At 61.5% G+C, this 18,163-nt stretch carries 16 protein-coding genes and 1 pseudogene; 14 read left to right on the top strand and 3 right to left on the bottom strand.

The window, feature by feature from the left end; genetic code table 11:
- Positions 1 to 117: 117 nt before the first annotated feature.
- The 3 genes from ACW4PC_RS19495 to ACW4PC_RS19485 all read left to right on the top strand — a co-directional run bounded on the left by ACW4PC_RS19495 (position 118) and on the right by ACW4PC_RS19485 (position 2,828).
- Positions 118 to 1,269 carry a DnaJ C-terminal domain-containing protein gene (locus tag ACW4PC_RS19495; protein WP_455874859.1) on the top strand — a complete coding sequence of 384 codons (1,152 nt, stop codon included), beginning with the start codon at positions 118 to 120 and terminating at the stop codon, positions 1,267 to 1,269.
- A 122-nt stretch (positions 1,270 to 1,391) separates the two neighbouring features.
- The gene (gene fabI / locus ACW4PC_RS19490) at positions 1,392 to 2,210 is read left to right on the top strand and encodes an enoyl-ACP reductase FabI (protein WP_039844179.1); all 819 of its coding nucleotides are present in this window, start codon (positions 1,392 to 1,394) and stop codon (positions 2,208 to 2,210) included.
- Positions 2,211 to 2,237: 27 nt separating this feature from the next.
- Positions 2,238 to 2,828: a histidine phosphatase family protein gene (locus ACW4PC_RS19485; RefSeq protein WP_022716491.1), complete on the top strand. Its 591-nt coding sequence runs from the start codon at positions 2,238 to 2,240 to the stop codon at positions 2,826 to 2,828.
- Positions 2,829 to 2,835: 7 nt separating this feature from the next.
- Here ACW4PC_RS19485 and ACW4PC_RS19480 read toward each other — a convergent pair whose 3' ends face one another.
- Complete coding sequence (locus ACW4PC_RS19480; RefSeq protein ID WP_022716492.1) at positions 2,836 to 3,096, bottom strand: DUF1344 domain-containing protein; 261 nt, start codon at positions 3,094 to 3,096, stop codon at positions 2,836 to 2,838.
- 244 nt (positions 3,097 to 3,340) lie between these two features.
- Here ACW4PC_RS19480 and ACW4PC_RS19475 point away from each other — a divergent pair, with 244 nt between their 5' ends.
- The 3 genes from ACW4PC_RS19475 to ribB all read left to right on the top strand — a co-directional run bounded on the left by ACW4PC_RS19475 (position 3,341) and on the right by ribB (position 9,080).
- Complete coding sequence (locus ACW4PC_RS19475; protein WP_455874858.1) at positions 3,341 to 6,520, top strand: bifunctional diguanylate cyclase/phosphodiesterase; 3,180 nt, start codon at positions 3,341 to 3,343, stop codon at positions 6,518 to 6,520.
- Between the two features lie 347 nt (positions 6,521 to 6,867).
- Positions 6,868 to 7,965: a chorismate synthase gene (aroC, locus tag ACW4PC_RS19470; protein ID WP_455874857.1), complete on the top strand. Its 1,098-nt coding sequence runs from the start codon at positions 6,868 to 6,870 to the stop codon at positions 7,963 to 7,965.
- Between the two features lie 11 nt (positions 7,966 to 7,976).
- On the top strand, positions 7,977 to 9,080 hold the full coding sequence (gene ribB, locus ACW4PC_RS19465; RefSeq protein ID WP_022716496.1) for a 3,4-dihydroxy-2-butanone-4-phosphate synthase: 1,104 nt from the start codon (positions 7,977 to 7,979) through the stop codon (positions 9,078 to 9,080).
- A 122-nt stretch (positions 9,081 to 9,202) separates the two neighbouring features.
- Here the strand turns inward: ribB and ACW4PC_RS19460 are convergent, their stop codons facing one another.
- Complete coding sequence (locus ACW4PC_RS19460) at positions 9,203 to 10,393, bottom strand: winged helix-turn-helix domain-containing protein (protein ID WP_455874856.1); 1,191 nt, start codon at positions 10,391 to 10,393, stop codon at positions 9,203 to 9,205.
- Between the two features lie 98 nt (positions 10,394 to 10,491).
- On the opposite strand from ACW4PC_RS19460, the gene ACW4PC_RS19455 reads away from it, so the two are divergent.
- From ACW4PC_RS19455 to ACW4PC_RS19445, 3 genes are read left to right on the top strand one after another with little or no spacing between them, the layout of a single operon-like run.
- Entirely contained in the window at positions 10,492 to 11,166 is a 675-nt protein-coding gene (locus ACW4PC_RS19455; protein WP_194729132.1) for an energy-coupling factor ABC transporter ATP-binding protein, read from the top strand.
- Positions 11,166 to 11,774: an energy-coupling factor transporter transmembrane component T family protein gene (locus ACW4PC_RS19450; RefSeq protein WP_455874855.1), complete on the top strand. Its 609-nt coding sequence runs from the start codon at positions 11,166 to 11,168 to the stop codon at positions 11,772 to 11,774. Before ACW4PC_RS19455 ends, ACW4PC_RS19450 begins: the two co-directional genes overlap by 1 nt.
- A gap of 24 nt (positions 11,775 to 11,798) precedes the next feature.
- Positions 11,799 to 12,362: a biotin transporter BioY gene (locus ACW4PC_RS19445; protein WP_455875069.1), complete on the top strand. Its 564-nt coding sequence runs from the start codon at positions 11,799 to 11,801 to the stop codon at positions 12,360 to 12,362.
- 9 nt (positions 12,363 to 12,371) lie between these two features.
- Here ACW4PC_RS19445 and ACW4PC_RS19440 read toward each other — a convergent pair whose 3' ends face one another.
- The gene (locus ACW4PC_RS19440; RefSeq protein ID WP_455874854.1) at positions 12,372 to 12,773 is read right to left on the bottom strand and encodes an acyl-CoA thioesterase; all 402 of its coding nucleotides are present in this window, start codon (positions 12,771 to 12,773) and stop codon (positions 12,372 to 12,374) included.
- Positions 12,774 to 12,935: 162 nt separating this feature from the next.
- On the opposite strand from ACW4PC_RS19440, the gene ACW4PC_RS19435 reads away from it, so the two are divergent.
- From ACW4PC_RS19435 to dxs, 5 genes and pseudogenes are all read left to right on the top strand, one after another.
- The gene (locus tag ACW4PC_RS19435) at positions 12,936 to 13,871 is read left to right on the top strand and encodes a histone deacetylase family protein (protein ID WP_194729130.1); all 936 of its coding nucleotides are present in this window, start codon (positions 12,936 to 12,938) and stop codon (positions 13,869 to 13,871) included.
- A gap of 2 nt (positions 13,872 to 13,873) precedes the next feature.
- Positions 13,874 to 14,125, top strand: a complete 252-nt coding sequence (locus ACW4PC_RS19430; RefSeq protein ID WP_022716503.1) for an exodeoxyribonuclease VII small subunit — start codon at positions 13,874 to 13,876, stop codon at positions 14,123 to 14,125.
- Positions 14,126 to 14,212: 87 nt separating this feature from the next.
- Positions 14,213 to 14,980 (top strand): SDR family NAD(P)-dependent oxidoreductase, encoded by a 768-nt coding sequence (locus tag ACW4PC_RS19425; protein WP_455874853.1) that lies wholly within the window; start codon positions 14,213 to 14,215, stop codon positions 14,978 to 14,980.
- Positions 14,981 to 15,052: 72 nt separating this feature from the next.
- A complete protein-coding gene (locus ACW4PC_RS19420; RefSeq protein ID WP_455874852.1) occupies positions 15,053 to 15,976 on the top strand; it encodes a pirin family protein in 924 nt (307 codons plus the stop codon).
- 101 nt (positions 15,977 to 16,077) lie between these two features.
- Positions 16,078 to 17,995: pseudogene (gene dxs / locus ACW4PC_RS19415) on the top strand (1-deoxy-D-xylulose-5-phosphate synthase).
- The last annotated feature ends 168 nt before the right edge of the window (positions 17,996 to 18,163 follow it).

The raw sequence follows: 18,163 nt of genomic DNA, 5'->3' as shown, positions 1-18,163 counted from the left end.
TAGACGCGTGTTCCGGTTCCTCTGAAATGGACCGGAAGGCGCGCGGAGAGTTGTCATTGGGCTTCGGGGTGCTGGGCAAGGACAGGCACGCCGCATCGCAACACCGGCGGTTATCAAATGCGCGATCCTTACAAGATTTTGGGCGTTCCTCAGGACGCAGGGACAGACGAGATCAAGGCGGCCTGGCGCAACATGGCCAAGGCCGTTCATCCAGATCACAACCAGGGCGATCCGACGGCAACGGCTCGTTTCGCCGAGGTCGGTCGTGCCTATGAGACATTGAAAGACCCCAAGAAGCGCAGCCTTTTCGATACGGCCGCACGGATGGCAGAGGCGCGAATGAACGGCGAGACGATCATGCAGCAGCGCCAGGCGGCTCGCGAGGCGGCAGTCCGGGCGAAGGCCGCGCAGGCGAATGCCGAACGCGTGATGGAAGAACTCGCCCGCGCCAACGCGCAGAAGGCGGCGAAGGCGGCCGCCGAGGCGGCAAAACAGCAGCACGTCAGCCCGGAATCCGCCGAAGACATGGTCGAGCGCATTTTTGGCGCGCAGGCCAAGGCTGCAAGCGCCGGCGCGACGGCTCATCCACAGGCAAATGCCGGCAAGCGGACAGAGGCGGAGGCAGGAAAACTCGAAGCGGAAGCTGTAAAGCCCGAGGAAGAAAGCACCGAGACGGTTGCGGCCGCTGGCGGCATTCTTCAGCCCTTGAGCATACTGACATCGCTTGTGCGCCGCTTTACCGGCAGCGCGCCCGCACCGGAAAAGGCCCCGGATCAATTCGCGCAGGTAACGGTCACGATCGAGGACATATTAAAGGGCAGCTGGACCACGGTGCAGCTCGGCGAGGGCCGCGAGGCAAGCTTCGCATTGTCGGCCGGGACACGGGAAGGCCATCAGGTCCGGCTGAAGAGCCAAGGCTACAAGCTGCCGAACATGCAGCGAGGCGACGCGGTCGTCAGCATCCACGTCGCATCCGATGCGCGTTTCACCGTCGACGGCTTCGACCTGCGTACCGTGCTGCCGGTGACGATCGAGAATGCAGTCCTTGGAACCGAAGCGCGCATCGACGGACCGAACGGGCCGGTCGACGTCACCGTTCCCGCCTGGTCAGGGTCCGACAAGACCATCCTAGTCTCCGGCCAGGGCCTGCCCGACGACACAGGCGGAAAGGGCGACCTGATCGTCGAGCTACGCATTATGTTGTGGGAAAAGCCGGATGATAAGGTCACGGATCTCATGAGAAGCATGCGCGAAGGGCTGTTTCTGTGAAATTTTCGTGACAAGCGCACCCTTTGTTACGATCCCTTACAGTTGATGATTGCCCGCAATCTTGAACCGATTAACGGCCTATGCCATAGGCAACTTCCAATTGGTTCATTAGGGGGCAAAATATGGCTCAAGCAACAGGCCTCATGTCAGGCAAGCGTGGCGTCATCATGGGCGTCGCCAACAATCGTTCGATTGCGTGGGGCATTGCCAAAGCCATTCATACACAGGGCGCCGAAATTGCCTTTACGTATCAAGGCGATGCCCTGAAAAAACGCGTCGAGCCTCTGGCTGCCGAACTTGGGGGCGTACTCGCCGGCCACTGTGACGTCAGTGATGAAGCGAGCATCGATGCGGTTTTCGAGAACATCGAAAAGATGTGGGGCAAGATCGATTTCGTCGTTCACGCGATCGGCTTCTCGGACAAGGACGAGCTGACTGGCCGCTACGTCGATACTTCGCCGGACAATTTTTCCAAGACGATGCAGATTTCCGTCTACTCGTTCACGTCCGTCGCACGCCGCGCCGAGAAGCTCATGACGGAGGGCGGCTCGCTGCTGACGCTCACCTATTACGGCGCCGAGAAGGTCATGCCGAACTACAATGTCATGGGCGTTGCAAAGGCTGCGCTCGAAGCGAGCGTCAAGTACCTCGCCGTCGATCTCGGACCGAAGAACATCCGCGTCAATGCGATTTCGGCCGGCCCGATCAAGACGCTGGCAGCGTCCGGCATCGGCGATTTCCGCTATATCCTGAAGTGGAACGAGTATAACGCTCCGCTCCGCCGCACCGTCACCATCGAAGACGTCGGCGATGTCGGCCTTTACATGCTGTCTGACCTCTCGCGTTCGGTCACCGGCGAAGTGCACCACGCCGACAGCGGTTATCATGTGATCGGCATGAAGGCGGTAGACGCGCCGGATATTTCAGTTATCAAGGACTGATCGAAGTCTAATCAAGCGGAATCTGCCTTGCTCATCTATGTGGTCCGACATGGTCAGACCGACTGGAACGCCGAACGCCGTCTGCAAGGCCAGAAGGATATTCCGCTGAATGTCATCGGCCGCGAACAGGCGCGGCTGAACGGCATCGACATGGCCGAGATTCTCAGGGTAGAAGCCATTTCCTTCGATTTCGTCGCAAGCCCGCTCCAGCGCACGCGCGAGACGATGGAGATCATGCGCACGGCAATGGGTCTGCCGCCCAAGGACTACCGCAGCGACGACCGGCTGGTCGAAGTTTCCTTCGGCGACTGGGAAGGCTTCACCATCCGGGAACTGAAGGCGACCCAGCGCGATCGCATCATCGAGCGCAATATCAACAAATGGGATTTCATCCCGCCGGGCGACTATGCCGAAAGCTACGAGATCATGTCGTGGCGCATCCGCTCATGGTTGAATTCCGTCGAGCGCCCGACCGTTTGCGTCACGCATGGCGGCGTCATCCGCAGCCTCTTCAAGATGATCGCCGATCTGCCGAAGCACGAGGCTGCCGAGGGGGAAATTCCGCAGGACCGAATCTTGAAGATCGACACCGCGAAAAGACTGATCGGCTGGATATAGTCTCTAATTACTGCACGATATCGAGGTCGTTGATCACCCGCTTGCCGTCCACTTCCGTGTAGAAGATCACTACTTTCACACCGGCCTTCAGCCCGTCGAAGTTGAACTCCTCGGGCGCCTGATATGTCTTGCCGTCATCGAGTGTCAGGCTGAGGCTGCTCATGTCGACTTTCTTGATGGTCGCTTCGACGTCGGCGCTCTCCGCAAAGCTGCTGATGGGCGACAGGAAACTTGCTGTGGCCAGCAGCGTGGCAACAAAAAAACGCATCGCGGCAACCCTCTTGAAACTCGACGCAAAAATCCGGTGAGACACAGATAAGCTCCTGAATATGGCGAAAATTGCCCGGAAGAATGGCTTTCCGCGCCTCATTGATGAACAGCATTTTAACAACACTCAAGAGCAGCCGTTAACCAGTAGAGTGCTCTTAATTGCAAGCCGCAAAGATGAACCATCAGGAAATTGTAAATTAACCGGTTCCTCCTAGAGTTCCGCCGAACAGGGAGACATATTTTTGCTTTTCCGGCTGGGCGCCAATATTCAATTGCGGCGGGTACTCAAGAATACCTGGGTTTCACTGCTGGTTTCGACCCTCGTCGCATTTGTGGTCGTTGCGGTCGGCTTCACGCTCGACCGTGCGAATACTGCGGCCTATCTGCGAGAGTTGCAGATCCGCACAGAAAACGAGACGAACCTCATTCGCGCCCGCATGGCGGCACAAATCAATATGGACATCACCGTCGTCCGCGATCTGTCCAACATGATTTCCGTAAGCGCGAGAGCCAGCGATGAAGAAATGGAGCGCCAGATCAATTGGCTGCTCATCCAAAATCCCCATTTCGTCAGCATCGCCGTCGCACCCGATTTCGTCGTCGGCAACGTCTTCCCGCCGCAGTCCGGCAAGGGCCGCATCGGCAAGGATGTACGTGAAAAGCTGATGCTGCGCCAGTCCGTCGGGCGCAATACGGGAGACCAGCAGGCGCGTTTCTACGGCCCGGTCAAGATCGGCAGCGGAAGGGATGCCTTCGCGATCTTCTTCCCGATCTTCATCAAGGAGAACGGGCAGCGCAAGATCTGGGGTGCGGTCGAAGTCACGATCGACCAGGATATGTTTTACGAGAACACTGGCCTCAAACCCGCGCGCAATAGCGAAAACCAGGAACGCTACCCGCATCTCGACCATCTTTCGATCGCGGTGCGCGACCTGGGGACTGCGGCCGAGCAACGCGCCCTTCCCTTCTTCGGCAGCGCCGATGTGCTCGACCAGCAGCCGCTCCGCCGCAAGATCACCTTCGCGGGCGGGCGCTGGGAGCTTTCGGCCGTGCCGACGACCGGATGGAACGAAGCGCCGCCGAACCAGCTTCAGCTTCGCTTGATCATCATCGCGGCCGGCTGCGTCATCATCGTGCCGATCTTCCTCGCGACCCTGCTTCTTGGCGAGCGCACCCGCAATGTCAACGAACTCGAGGCCCGCGAAACGAAGCTGCTTGAACTCTCGCAGCGGCTGAACTTGGCGCTGGATTCTTCCAATATCGGCATCTGGGAACTGCAGGATCACGGCCACAGTCTTTACTGGGACACGCGCGCCTCGGGCCTTCATGGCCAGCCTGCCGGCGAAGGCAGCCATCCGCTTGAAAGCTGGCTCGAGGCAATCGTGGCGGCAGACCGGCCAATCGCCGAGACGCACTTTTTCAACTGCAGCCTGGCAGGCACGTCCTGCACGGCGCAGTACCGTATCAGGCTTTCAGACGGCCGCATCCGGTATCTGCGCTCGGTGGGCTCCTTCTACACGGATGCGGGCGGAACCGGCAGGACGATCGGCATCGTCGCGGACGTGACTGCAGACGCGGAGGCAGCCGATATGCTGCGCAAGGCAAAAGAAAACAGCGATATCAAGAATGCCGAGCTGGAACTGGCGCTGGACGAGCTCTCCCGCCGCGAGACGCAGCTTGCCGAACTTTCAACCCGACTCGATCTGGCGCTCGATTCTTATCAGTGCGGCATCTGGGAAACGACGCTCGGCACTGCCGGCTCGGTCTGGGACGAACGCATGCACGAGCTCTACGGGCTTGAACCACGGCAGGGATTCATGCCCCAGGATGTTTGGCTTTCCTGCATTCACCCGGAAGATCGTGGTTTTGCGCTGGAAAGCGCACGGCATTTCAAGCAGCTCGGCGACAAGCACACGCTCATTTGCCGCGTGCCGGCCGAGGACGGCAGCATTCGCTACGTCCGCTCGACCGGCAAGGTGCACCAGACGGCGACAGGTCAGCTGAAGCTCATTGGCGTCGCGCTCGACGTCACGGAAGATGCGCTGCTGACCGCCGAGCTGAAGGCAGCGAAGGACGAAGCGGTTGCCAAGAATATCGAGCTGGAACTTGCCAAGAATCGTATCGAGCACAATTCGCTGCATGATCCGCTGACGGCGCTGGCCAACCGCCGCAAGCTCGACATCGCGCTCGAAAACCTGACGGCCGGCAGCCGATCGCAGCGGCAGAAATTCGCAATCCTCCACATCGACCTCGACCGCTTCAAGCAGATCAACGACACGCTCGGCCATGCAGCCGGGGACGCGATGCTGGTGCATGCGTCGAAGGTTCTTTCGAAGAATGTCCGTGGCAGCGATGTCGTCGCGCGCATCGGCGGCGACGAGTTCGTCATCCTCGCACTCGATGCGAGCGACGAGGAGATGGCCGCGCTGGCGGGCCGGATCATCGAAGAAATGCGCCAGCCCGTCAATTTCCAGGGCTTCCCTTGCCGCTGCGGCGTTTCGATCGGCATCGCGCTTGCCAACGGCATCCATGTCGACGCGCGCAAGGTGCTGATCAACGCCGATATCGCCCTCTACCGCGCAAAGAGCCTGGGCCGGAACCGCTACGAATTCTTCAACCAGAACCTCCAGGCCGACATCATCAACAGCAAGCGCATCGCCGACGAGATCCTTGCCGGCATCGAGAATGGCGAATTCACCGCCTGGTACCAGCCGCAATTTTGCGCGCGGACAATGCGGCTCACCGGTGTCGAAGCGCTGGTGCGCTGGAACCACCCGGCCCGCGGCCTGCTGACGCCGGACAAGTTCCTGCGCATCGCCGACGAGATCAACGTGGTGCAGGCGCTGGACCGCATCGTTCTCGAAACCGCACTGAAGGACAAGATGCGCTGGGCAGCACTCGGCGTTTCAGTGCCGCAGGTCTCCGTCAATGTTTCAGCGCGGCGGCTGCACGATGGTAGCCTCTTCGAATCGCTGAGCGACCTGCAGATACGCCCGGGCGAGCTTTCATTCGAACTGGTGGAATCGATCTTCCTCGACGAAAGCGAGGATGTGGCGGCTCATAACCTCGACCGCATCAAGGCGCTCGGCATCGACATCGAAATCGACGATTTCGGCACCGGCCATACATCGATCGTCAGCCTGTTGAAGCTGAAGCCGAAACGGCTCAAGATCGACCGCCAGCTCGTCCAGCCGATCCTCAACTCTCCGCAGGAGCGCGCACTGGTAAGCTCGATCATCGACATCGCCCGCTCGCTCGGCGTCGAAACGGTGGCGGAAGGGATCGAGACGATCTCGCACGCCGATATGCTGCGCGATCTTGGCTGCGACCTGCTGCAGGGCTACGCCTTCTCCCGTCCCCTCTCCTTCGACGACTTCACGGCCGCCGCAGCCGATGGTGCGGCATGGCGGATCGCTTCCTGAGGGCTTTAAACAGCTGTTTGTGATTTGGTGCCGCTCTCCATCGCATGATTTGCCCCTCGCCCTAACGCTTCTCCCCGTAAACGGGGCGAGGGAACTTGCCATAGCGAGCGCCGAGATTTGAGGAAGGCTAGGGCATGCCCCCTTCTACCCGTCAGGGGATGAAGGGGCCGCGGCATTTCTCATTGCCGATGACGTCCAAAACCCGCATCGTTTGCAAATTGCGGAAACAGCATTTCTCCTTCAGGTGGATTTCGCGCAAAGAAAGGCTTTTGCCCCAACCTCTTTTTGGCCTATGAGTGTCGCGCATTTTGGAGAATGGCGCGGGTTGCCGCGCGTGGTCGGAACACATGTCGCACAATACATTCGGTCATCTCTTCCGCGTAACCACCTGGGGCGAGAGCCACGGCCCGGCGCTCGGCTGCGTCGTCGACGGCTGCCCTCCCGGCCTGCGCTTCAAGCTGGAAGACATTCAGGCCTGGCTCGACAAGCGCAAGCCCGGCCAGTCGCGTTTCGTGACGCAGCGCCGCGAGGCGGACCTGGTGAAGGTGCTGTCGGGCGTGATGCTGGATGCCGACGGCGAGACGATGACGACGACCGGAACGCCGATCGCGATGATGATCGAGAACACGGACCAGCGTTCCAAGGATTACGGCGAGATTGCCCGGCAATACCGCCCCGGCCACGCCGACTATACCTATGACGTCAAATACGGCATCCGCGACTATCGCGGTGGCGGCCGCTCCTCCGCTCGCGAGACCGCGGCACGTGTCGCCGCCGGCGGGATTGCCCGTCTCGTCGTGCCGAGCATGAGAGTTCACGGAGCTCTCGTACAGATCGGCAAGCACAAGATCAACCGCCAGAACTGGGATTGGGATCAGGTTAACCAGAATCCCTTCTTCTCGCCGGATGCTGAGATCGTCCCCGTATGGGAGGAATATCTTGACGGCATCCGCAAGAATGGCTCCTCAATCGGCGCCGTCGTCGAAGTCGTGGCTGAAGATGTTCCGGCCGGGCTCGGTGCGCCCATCTATGCCAAGCTCGACCAGGACATCGCCTCGCTGCTGATGTCGATCAATGCCGTGAAGGGCGTCGAGATAGGCAATGGATTCGGCGCCGCCGAGATCACCGGCGAAGAAAACGCCGACGAGATGCGCATGGGCAATGACGGCAAGCCGCTGTTTCTTTCCAACCACGCCGGCGGTATTTTAGGCGGCATATCGACCGGTCAGCCGGTGATCGCGCGGTTTGCGATCAAGCCGACTTCCTCCATCCTTACCGAGCGGCGCTCGATTGATGCCGGTGGCAACAATGTCGATATCCGCACCAAGGGCCGGCACGACCCCTGCGTCGGCATCCGGGCCGTGCCGATCGGCGAAGCCATGGTCGCCTGCGCCATCGCCGACCACTACCTCCGCGACCGCGGCCAGACCGGCCGGCTGAAATAGGAACTGTCCCCATGCCTTATGACCAGAAGCGTGTCGTCGATGCCATCCGGGCCTTCGAGGCCGGCGAAATCGTCGTCGTCATGGATGACGACGACCGGGAAAACGAAGGCGACCTGATCGTCGCCGCCGTCCATTGCACACCGGAAAAGATGGCCTTCATTGTCCGCCATACCTCCGGCATCGTCTGCACGCCAATGCCGAAAGAAGAGGCGAAGCGCCTGAACCTCAACGCCATGGTGGCCGAAAACGACTCCGCGCACACGACGGCGTTTACCGTGTCCGTCGATTTCAAGCACGGCACGACGACCGGCATTTCCGCCGACGACCGCACGCTGACGGTGCGCAATCTCGCCAATCCGAATGTCGGTGCAAGCGATTTCGTCCGGCCCGGCCACATCTTTCCACTCGTTGCCCGCGAAGGCGGCGTTCTGATGCGTTCCGGCCATACAGAAGCGGCCGTGGATCTCTGCAGGCTCGCCGGACTGCCGCTGATCGGCGTCATCAGCGAGCTCGTTAATGACGACGGCACGGTGACACGCGGGCCGCAGGTCATCGATTTTGCGGAAAAGCATGGCCTGAAGCTCGTCTCGGTCGCAGACCTCATCGCCTATCGCCAGCGCAAGGAAACGCTGATCGAACTCGGCGCCAGCTTCGATATCGAGACGCCGTTCGGCAAGGCCAAGGCGCACACCTACTCGCTCCCCTGGGATCCGATGCAGCACCTCGCCGTCGTCTTCGGCGATATACGCGACGGCATCGACATCCCCGTGCGCCTGCACCCGGAAAATGTCGCCGAGGACCTCTTCGGCAAGAAGAGCCCGGTCGACCACTATATGCAGAAAATCGCCGAGGAAGGCCGCGGCATCATCGTATACCTCCGTGAAGGCTCCGTGGGCGTGGGCCACTATGACAACGGCCGCAAGGCCCGCAGCCAGGGACGCGAAGCCCACGCCGAAGCCAAGAGCCGCGAAAGCGAATGGCTGGAAATCGGCTTGGGCGCGCAGATCCTGAAAGACCTCGGCGTCAGTTCGATCAGGCTGCTCACCAGCCGCGAGCGACACTATGTCGGCCTGGAGGGATTTGGAATCAAGATTTCAAAGACGGAGATTTGGTGAGAGGTTCCCTTCTGCCCGGAGGAGAAAGGCAGCCCGCCGGGCCGGATGAGAGGGGCGTTCCGACAATCGCGTGCCGAGCTAGGCTCCGGCACTTCTCCCCGCTGGGGAGAAGTGACACGCGGCTAACCCCTCCACCCCATGAGAAACACAACCTTCTCCACCCCTGCAAACTTCGCCACGCGCTCCAGTTCCGCTCGCAGCCTCTCCATCCGTCCCGCAGTAGCCTTCACGCCGGGCTCCAGCCATAGCCGCTTTACATCCAGCGTCCCCTTCTTGCGGTCGGCCTTCATGTCGATGCGGCCGATGAGTTTGTCACCTTCGAGCAGCGGAAAGACGTAATAGCCGTATTCGCGCTTCGGCTCAGGTACGAAAACCTCGATGCGGTAGAAGAAGCCGAACAGGCGTTCGGTGCGGTTGCGGTCGCGGATCGTCGGATCGAAGGGGCTCAAGACGCGAATGCGCGCCGGAGCCTCGAGATAGCCATCCAGCGTCGAAAGGAAATCCACAAAGGCCCAGGAGGGGCGCGGCTTGCCGCCGAGCGCCGGTTCGATCAGGATCTCGGTCAGTTCGTCGCGATGGGTTGAAACCCAGGCCTTGGCCTCGTCCGGCGACAGCAGATTCCAAAAGGCGGCGATTTCGCCGTGTGTCGCAAAACCGAGCCGTTTCAACGCGCTGCGGCACGCCCAATCGACAAACTCCTCCCGGCTTACTTCCGGATCGCGGAATTCGGCGGGGATGACACGCTCGGCCAGATCGTAGATCTTCTGGAAATTGGAGCGGCCGGCGATGGCGAACTTGCCGGTGTGCCAGAAATATTCGAGCGCGGTCTTGTTAGGATGCCAGTTCCACCAGCCGCCCGAGGTGTGTCCGTCGGCCTTGATCTCGCGCGCCATGATCGCGCCGTCGCGCGCCACGCGCTCGTAGGTCTCGTCGAAGGCATGCTCGAAACCCTCGCCGCGCCATTTGCGCCAGCGCTCGACGAGCACCTCTTCCTGGTGCCGGAATTTGTGCTTCCAGTATTTGAAGAAGGCGCTCGGCAGGATGGAGGCGTCGTGCGTCCAATGTTCGAACAGCGCGCCGTCCTTCTCCAGGAGCGCGGTCAGGTGTTCGCGTCTGTATGTCTGGTTGCGGGAAAAGAGGATCTGGTGATGCGCCCGCTCCACCGTCTGGATGCTGTCCACCTGCACGAAACCGATGTCATGGATCAGCTGCAGCAGCCCGGCCTTGGTGAGGGCGCGGTTCGGCGGAGAGCTGAGGCCCTGTTTGGCGAGGAAGACGCGGCGGGCATCACTGTTCGAAAAGAGATTCGTCATGGGCACATCATATTCGGGAAAATGTTCCTAGCCACCCGGTTTTGCACTTTTGACGCTGCGGCTATAGAAGCAGCATCGGATTGTGACAGGGGAATGATTTGGAGATCCGCTTCGAAGGGGCTGCAGTCACTTATGGCGCGCGCGAAGCGCTCTCGCCGCTGACCCTTACTCTCACGGAAAACCGCATCGGCGTCATCGGCCTCAACGGTTCGGGAAAGACCACTTTCGCGCGGCTGATCAATGGTCTGACGAAGCCGACAGCCGGACGCGTGATCGTCAATGGAAGGGATACGGCCGACTCCCATTCGGCCCTTCCGGATGTCGGTTTCATCTTCCAGCAGCCGCAGAACCAGATCATCCTGCCGATCGTGCGCGACGACATTGCCTTCGGATTGAAGGGCCGCGGCTTCTCGAAGGCCGAGATCGAGGCGAAGGTTGAAGCTGCACTCGGCCGCTTCGATGCCGCCCATCTGGCAGCGCGCCGGGCGCATGAGCTTTCTGGCGGCGAGTTGCAGATCGCCGCCCTCTGCGCGGTTCTGGTAACCGGCCCGGATATCCTGATCCTCGACGAGCCGACGAACCAGCTCGATCTCAAGAATCGCGCATTGGTGCAGAAGATCATCGAGGGCCTGCCTGAAAACGCCATCGTGATCAGCCATGATCTGGAACTGGTCGCGGATTTCGGCCGCGTCCTGCTCTTCCACGAGGGCAGGCTTGCCGCCGATGCGCCGGCGGCCGAGGCAATCGCGCGCTACCGGGAGATTACCGCCTGATGCAATCGCTTTATGTCGAGGGAACCAGCATCATGCACCGGCTTCCGGCGCGCTCGAAGCTGCTTGTTCTCGCGATCCTCGGCGTCATTCTCTTCACCACCCGCAACATTCCGCTGCTTTCGCTCGGCGTGCTGATAACAGCGGCCGTCTATTTCAGCCTCGGCCTGCCTTTCGGGCAGGCGATTGCACGGCTGAAGCCCGTGCTGCTGACGATCCTCGTCGTGGCCCTTTTCAGCCTCGCCTTCAATCCCTGGCATGGCGCGGTCGAGGCGCTGCTGCGGCTGACGGCGCTGATGCTCTTTGCGGCGGCGGTGACGGCAACAACGACGATCAGCGAGTTCATCGACGAGATCACGCTGCTTGCCCGCCCATTGGAGCGGGCCGGCCTGGTGGCGGCGAACGATGTCGGACTTGCGGTCGGTCTCGTCGTCCGTTTCGTGCCGGAAATCCTTGGCCGCTACCAGGCGATCAAGGAGGCGCATGCAGCCCGCGGCATTAAGGTGCGGCCCGTCACGGTGCTTGCGCCGTTGATCATCCTCACGCTTAGAGATGCGGATAATATTGCCGCAGCGATTGACGCGCGCGGCGTTCGGCGGCATGTGAGTTAACATTCTGTAAACACGGAGCCCATGATGAGCACCCGCGACCTCGTTCTCTCAGCCCTCTTTGCCGCAATCATCGTGGCGCTCGGCATTCTGCCGCCGATCACGCTCGGCTTCATTCCGGTGCCGATCACCGCGCAGTCGCTTGGCGTCATGATGGCAGGTGTCGTGCTCGGCGCGCGCCGCGGCGCGATCGCCGTGCTGATCGTGCTTGTTCTTGTTGCGATCGGCCTTCCGGTGCTTTCAGGCGGTCGCGGCGGCCTTGCGGCATTTGCCGCACCGACGACCGGCTTCCTCATCGGCTGGCTCTTTGCCGCCTTCGTCACCGGCTATGTCGCCGAGCGCCTGGTGAAGGCCGAGCAGTCCGGCCTCGTGCAGACGGTCGGCTTCTTCCTCGCATCCGCGATCGGCGGCATCGTCGTTCTCTATGCTTTCGGGATCGCCTATCTCGTGGTCGCTGCCGGCGTCGGCCTGCAACAGGCGTTCGTCGGCTCGATGGCCTTCGTCCCCGGCGATGTCATCAAGGCGTTCGTCGCAGCGCTCGCCGGCCGCGCCGTCATGGTCGGTTATCCGCTGCTGCCTGCACGGGCTTAGGATCAGAGCCTAATCAACGAAGGTGTAAAGCCAGTCGCGCGTTTCTTCAGGCAGCGCGGCCGGCGACAGGTCTTCGCGATTGCGCGCCTGCCAGATGATCTCGACCTCGGCGGCGCGTTCGCCTTCCGCCTCGACGGCAATCAGAAAGCCGACGGATCGAACGCCGATCTTGTCGACCGCAGTCGTGAATTCCATCAGTTCGTCGTAGTGCAAGGGCCGGTGCAGGATGCAGGAAATCTTGCTTGCAGTATAAATTGGCTCGCCTTCCACTTCCGGCCGCGTCAGCCAGAAATTTGCAAGTACGGATTCGGCATAGGAAATATAGGACGAGATGAACATCTCACCATGCATGTCGACATCCCGAAACGGCACACGTATTTCCGCTACGTTCGCGCGCGCTGATTTTGCCATCTGCCTGCCTATCCTCACTTCCCCGCTGAAAGACTAATGGCGACACAGGCCGAAGTAAACGGTGGAGCTCACATGGGCACGACACCGCGCGTATGTTGAAATTGCCGGTATTCGCACCATCTGCTGTGGATCATGACTGGGGCAAGCGATAAGAGTATCCGCATGAGCACCCGCCTTTACGAACACCCGATCTTTCTCGAACATGTCACGCCCGCGGGCCATCCCGAGCGGCCGGACCGGATGCGGGCAATCAACGTCGCGCTCGGCCATCCGAATTTCGAGCGGCTGGAGCGCAAGGAGGCGCCGCAGGCGAACGAAGAGGCCGTGCTGCTTGCCCATCCCGAGGAACATCTGCGCGCCGTCATGCGCCAGATTCCCGAAGAAGACGGCGAGATCAACCAGATCGAGGCCGATACCTATGCGAGCCCGAAGAGCCTGCAGGCGGCGCTGACGGGCGTCGGTGCGGCCATGGCTGCGGTGGATGACGTCTTCACCGGCAAGGCCGACAATGTCTTCGTCGCCGCCCGCCCGCCGGGGCATCACGCGGAGAAGATGACGGCGATGGGTTTCTGCTTCTTCAACAATGCGGCGATCGCCGCGCGCCATGCCCAGAGGCGCCATGGCGCCGAGCGTGTCGCGATCGTCGATTGGGACGTACACCACGGCAACGGCACGCAGGACATCTTCTGGGACGACGCCTCCGTGCTCTTCTGCTCGACGCATCAGATGCCGCTCTATCCGGGATCGGGAGCGAAGGACGAAAGCGGCAAGCACGGCACGATCATCAATGCGCCGCTTTCGCCGAATGTCGGCAGCGATCATTTCCGCGAGGCATTCAAATCGCGCGTGCTGCCGGCGCTGGTCGATTTCCGGCCGGACCTCATCATCATCTCTGCCGGCTTCGACGCGCATCACCGCGATCCCTTGGCGCAGATCAATCTCGTCGGCGAGGATTTCGACTGGGCGACCGGAAGATTGCTGGAGATAGCCGACAAAAGCGCCTCCAACCGGGTCGTCAGCCTGCTGGAAGGCGGCTATGATCTGGAAGGGCTTGCCGAATCGGCAGGCTTGCATGTGCTTCGATTGATGAAGGGTTGAGTATGACTGACAGCGCCAAGCCGGAGGTTTCCGGTCTTTCCTTCGAAAAGGCGGTTGCCGAACTCGAAAGCATCGTGGCCCGCCTGGAGCGCGGCGACGTGGCGCTCGATGAATCCATCGAGATCTACGAGCGCGGCGAAGCGCTGAAGAAGCATTGTGAGACGCTGCTTTCGGCCGCCGAAAACCGCATCGAGAAGATCCGGCTCGACCGCGCCGGCAAACCGCAGGGCACGGAGCCGCTGGACGGGGCGTGAGCCCGTAAAACATTCTCCCAAGACTTCTGGCCGGAAGCAAAATCGTCAGTCTAACACCCCCACCAACAGCAGAGGGAACAGTTCAGAATGACGGATAGGCTGAAGAGCAAGGTTGCCATCATCTCGGGCGGTGCGACGGGCATGGGCGGCGCAGCGTCAAAGCTGTTTGCGGCCGAAGGCGCTCGTGTCGCGATCATAGACCGCAATGGCGAGGCGGCGGCGCAGACCGCCACGGCCATCCGGGATGCCGGCGGCGAAGCGGATTTCTGGATTGCCGACGTTTCCGACGAGAAAGCGGTGAACACGGCCGTTGCCGGTATCGAGGAGCGCTATGGCGCCGTTACCGTGCTCTTCAATCATGCAGGCACCATCGTCATCAAGCCGTTCCTGGAAACGACGCTTGAGGAATGGGATTGGCTGCATGCCGTCAACGTGCGCTCGATGTTCCTGATGACAAAGGCCGTGTTGCCGAAGATGATTTCGGCAGGCGGCGGATCGATCGTCTGTACCTCGTCCATCTCCGCCGTTGCCGCGACGCCGATGGAAGTGCTCTATGACACGACCAAGGGTGCAGTGCATATGTTCGCGCGCGCGATTGCGGTGGAATTCCGCGACCGCAACATCCGCTGCAATGCCGTCTGCCCCGGCTTCATCCGCACGCCGCACGGCCTTCGTGAGGTGGCCGACTTACAGGCCTTTGGGGTCGATGTTTCCGACGCCGCGATTGCTGCGCAGCAGGGGAGGATCGGTGAGCCGGAAGATGTGGCGAGGGCGGCGCTCTATTTGGCGAGCGACGAATCCAGCTTCGTCAACGGCGCCCATCTCTTCGTCGATAACGGCTTCACAGCCATCTGACGAACATGAACCCTTTCGCGGCGGCCCTCCAGGCGCTATTGCTGGTCGCGCCCTCGTGCTCGGAGAACCGCCATGTCCTTCTTCCCCGGTAAAGACCCGCTGCCCGGTGACGCCTTCGCCTGCGACGCCATCGAGAATCTGATCATTCCGCGCACCAGCGATATCGGCGGTTTTCAGGTGCGGCGGGCGCTCCCGACGCGGCAGCGGCGGCTGGTGGGGCCGTTCATCTTCTTCGACCGGATGGGACCGGCGATTCTGAAGCCCGGCGAGGCGCTGGATGTGAAGCCGCATCCGCATATCGGATTGTCGACAGTCACCTACCTTTTCGATGGCGAAATCCGGCATATGGACAGTCTTGGTACCGAGAAGGTGATACGGCCCGGCGACATCAACCTGATGACGGCCGGACGCGGCATCGTGCATTCGGAGCGCACGCCCGACAATCTGCGTGGTCACCCGCTGCTGATGTCGGGCCTGCAGACCTGGCTGGCACTGCCGGACGACAAGGAAGAAATCGACCCCTCCTTTGCCCATACGGAAAAAAGCGAGATGCCGCTGATCGATGAACGTGGCGTCAGAGGACGCGTCGTCATCGGCTCCTTCGAAGGCATGGCCTCGCCGGTCAAGGTGTTTTCGGACACGCTCTATGCCGACCTCGATATTGAACCAGGCGCCAGGTTCCCCTTCGGCGTGGCCCATGAAGAGCGCGCAGCCTATGTGCTTTCGGGCGAAGTCATCATCGCCGGCGACCGCTTTGCCGCAGATCAGCTGCTCGTCTTCCGGCCAGGCGACGCGATCACCCTTGAGGCAGGTCCTGCGGGCTGTCATCTGATGCTCTTTGGGGGTGCGGCGCTGAATTCGAAGCGGTACATCTGGTGGAACTTCGTTTCCTCCTCCAAGGAGCGTATCGAGAAGGCGAAGGAGGAATGGCGCACCGGCCGCTTCGACATCGTTCCGGGCGACGAAGAGGAATTCGTGCCTTTGCCTGAAGGATGAACTCCTTTAGAATTATGGGGTTGCGGTTCTTGAAATGCACTTGTTTTGCCGCAATCTAATCGAATAAGCAAAGCAAGAACCATAAGAAAGAGCTCCCGCCCGTGACACATCAGCCGAAAACCCCGCTGCTCGACCAGGTCAAATATCCCGCCGACCTGCGCAAGCTCGAGGATCGTGACCTGCCCAAGCTTGCGCGCGAAGTCCGAGACGAGATGATCGATGCGGTCTCGCGCACCGGCGGACATCTGGGCGCGGGTCTCGGCGTCGTCGAACTGACGATCGCCATCCACAGCGTCTTCGATACGCCCGAGGACCGGTTGATCTTCGACGTCGGCCACCAGTGTTATCCGCACAAGATTCTTACCGGCCGCCGCGAGCGGATCCGCACGCTGCGTCAGGAAGGCGGCCTTTCCGGGTTCACGCGGCGCGCCGAGAGCGAATACGATCCCTTCGGGGCGGCGCACTCATCGACCTCGATTTCCGCGGGTCTCGGCATGGCGGTCGCCGCAGAACTCAGCAAGACAGACCGGCGCGTGATTGCCGTCATCGGCGACGGCGCCATGTCGGCCGGCATGGCTTACGAGGCGCTGAACAATGCCGGCGCGCTCGATGCGCGGCTCATCGTCATCCTCAATGACAACGATATGTCGATTGCCCCGCCAACGGGTGCCATGAGCGCCTATCTCGCCCGCCTCGCCTCCGGACGGACCTATATGGGCTTTCGCGATTTCGGCAAGAAACTGACGGCTTATCTCGGCAAGAAAGTTGACCGGGCGCTCACCCGCGCCGTCGAGCATGCGCGAGGCTACGTCACCGGCGGCACCATGTTCGAGGAAATGGGCTTCTACCATATCGGCCCGATCGATGGTCATTCCTTCGAGCATCTGCTCCCAGTTCTGCGCAATGTGCGCGACAACGCCGAAGGCCCGGTGCTGATCCACGTCGTCACGCAGAAGGGCAAGGGTTATCCGCCTGCCGAAGCTGCCGCCGACAAGTACCACGGCGTCAACAAGTTCGACGTCATCACCGGGGCGCAGGCCAAGGTGAAGCCGAACGCGCCGAGCTATACGAGCGTCTTCGCCGAGGCGCTGGTGCAGGAGGCAACGCTCGACGACAAGATCGTCGGCATCACGGCGGCCATGCCGAACGGCACTGGCCTGGACAAGCTTGCCGAAGTCTTCCCTGCCCGCTGTTTCGATGTCGGCATCGCCGAGCAGCATGCCGTCACCTTCGCGGCCGGCCTCGCCACCGAGGGTTACAAGCCGTTTGCGGCGCTCTATTCCACCTTCTTGCAGCGCGCCTACGACCAAGTCGTCCACGATGTCGCAATCCAGGGCCTGCCGGTGCCGTTTCCCGATCGACCGCGCTGGTTTCGTCGGCGCCGACGGCCCGACGCATGCGGGCTCGTTCGACACGACATTCCTTGCGACGCTTCCCGGATTCGTCGTCATGGCTGCGGCCGACGAGGCGGAACTGAAGCACATGGTGCGCACGGCGGCGGCTTATGACGCCGGCCCGATTTCATTCCGTTATCCGCGCGGCGAAGGAGTCGGCGTCGAAATGCCGGCGCGCGGCGAAATCCTGCAGATCGGCAAGGGCCGCATTGTCAAGGAAGGCACCAAGGTTGCGCTACTCTCCTTCGGCTCGCGGCTCGCGGACTGCCTGCTTGCGGCCGAAGATCTTGAGGCTGCCGGCCTTTCGACCACGGTTGCCGATGCGCGCTTCGCCAAGCCGCTGGACCACGGCCTGATCCGCCAGCTCGCCCGCCACCACGAAATGCTGATCACCGTCGAAGAAGGCGCCATCGGCGGCTTTGGCAGTCATGTGCTGCATTTCCTCGCGATGGAAGGCCTGCTCGAAAGCGGCCTGAAGGTCCGCTCGCTCACCATGCCCGATATCTGGATGGAGCAGGCGAAACCAGAGGTGATGAACGCCCATGCCGGCCTCGACCGCGCAGGCATCGTTTCAACCGTCTTCCGGACACTCGGCCACGGCGCGGCCGTGGGGGTTGCGGGCTGACGCCATCCGGAGCCTTCGGCAGCGCGCAGGCGCCCCAAAGCTACCAAGCTATTTCTTCCGTCCGGTATGCGGCCGCACCGAGGCGGCGGCAGGTCAGTCGCAGGAAGCAGTGCGGCGACGCCGCATCTTATCGACGCAGGCGTCCGATTGCAGTCCACACGCCGGAGG

The organism is Rhizobium yanglingense, assembly GCF_977109285.1.
This window is presented reverse-complemented; position numbering and strand designations above follow the sequence as displayed.

Coding starts and splice junctions, on each gene's coding strand:
- ACW4PC_RS19460 (WP_455874856.1), bottom strand. CDS start 10,393: ATGACGAATCTCTTTTCGAACAGTGATGCCCGCCGCGTCTTCCTCGCC.
- ACW4PC_RS19425 (WP_455874853.1), top strand. CDS start 14,213: ATGACGGATAGGCTGAAGAGCAAGGTTGCCATCATCTCGGGCGGTGCG.
- ACW4PC_RS19440 (WP_455874854.1), bottom strand. CDS start 12,773: ATGGCAAAATCAGCGCGCGCGAACGTAGCGGAAATACGTGTGCCGTTT.
- ACW4PC_RS19435 (WP_194729130.1), top strand. CDS start 12,936: ATGAGCACCCGCCTTTACGAACACCCGATCTTTCTCGAACATGTCACG.
- aroC (WP_455874857.1), top strand. CDS start 6,868: ATGTCGCACAATACATTCGGTCATCTCTTCCGCGTAACCACCTGGGGC.
- ACW4PC_RS19445 (WP_455875069.1), top strand. CDS start 11,799: ATGAGCACCCGCGACCTCGTTCTCTCAGCCCTCTTTGCCGCAATCATC.
- ACW4PC_RS19420 (WP_455874852.1), top strand. CDS start 15,053: ATGTCCTTCTTCCCCGGTAAAGACCCGCTGCCCGGTGACGCCTTCGCC.
- ACW4PC_RS19430 (WP_022716503.1), top strand. CDS start 13,874: ATGACTGACAGCGCCAAGCCGGAGGTTTCCGGTCTTTCCTTCGAAAAG.
- fabI (WP_039844179.1), top strand. CDS start 1,392: ATGGCTCAAGCAACAGGCCTCATGTCAGGCAAGCGTGGCGTCATCATG.
- ACW4PC_RS19450 (WP_455874855.1), top strand. CDS start 11,166: ATGCAATCGCTTTATGTCGAGGGAACCAGCATCATGCACCGGCTTCCG.
- ACW4PC_RS19495 (WP_455874859.1), top strand. CDS start 118: ATGCGCGATCCTTACAAGATTTTGGGCGTTCCTCAGGACGCAGGGACA.
- ACW4PC_RS19480 (WP_022716492.1), bottom strand. CDS start 3,096: ATGCGTTTTTTTGTTGCCACGCTGCTGGCCACAGCAAGTTTCCTGTCG.
- ribB (WP_022716496.1), top strand. CDS start 7,977: ATGCCTTATGACCAGAAGCGTGTCGTCGATGCCATCCGGGCCTTCGAG.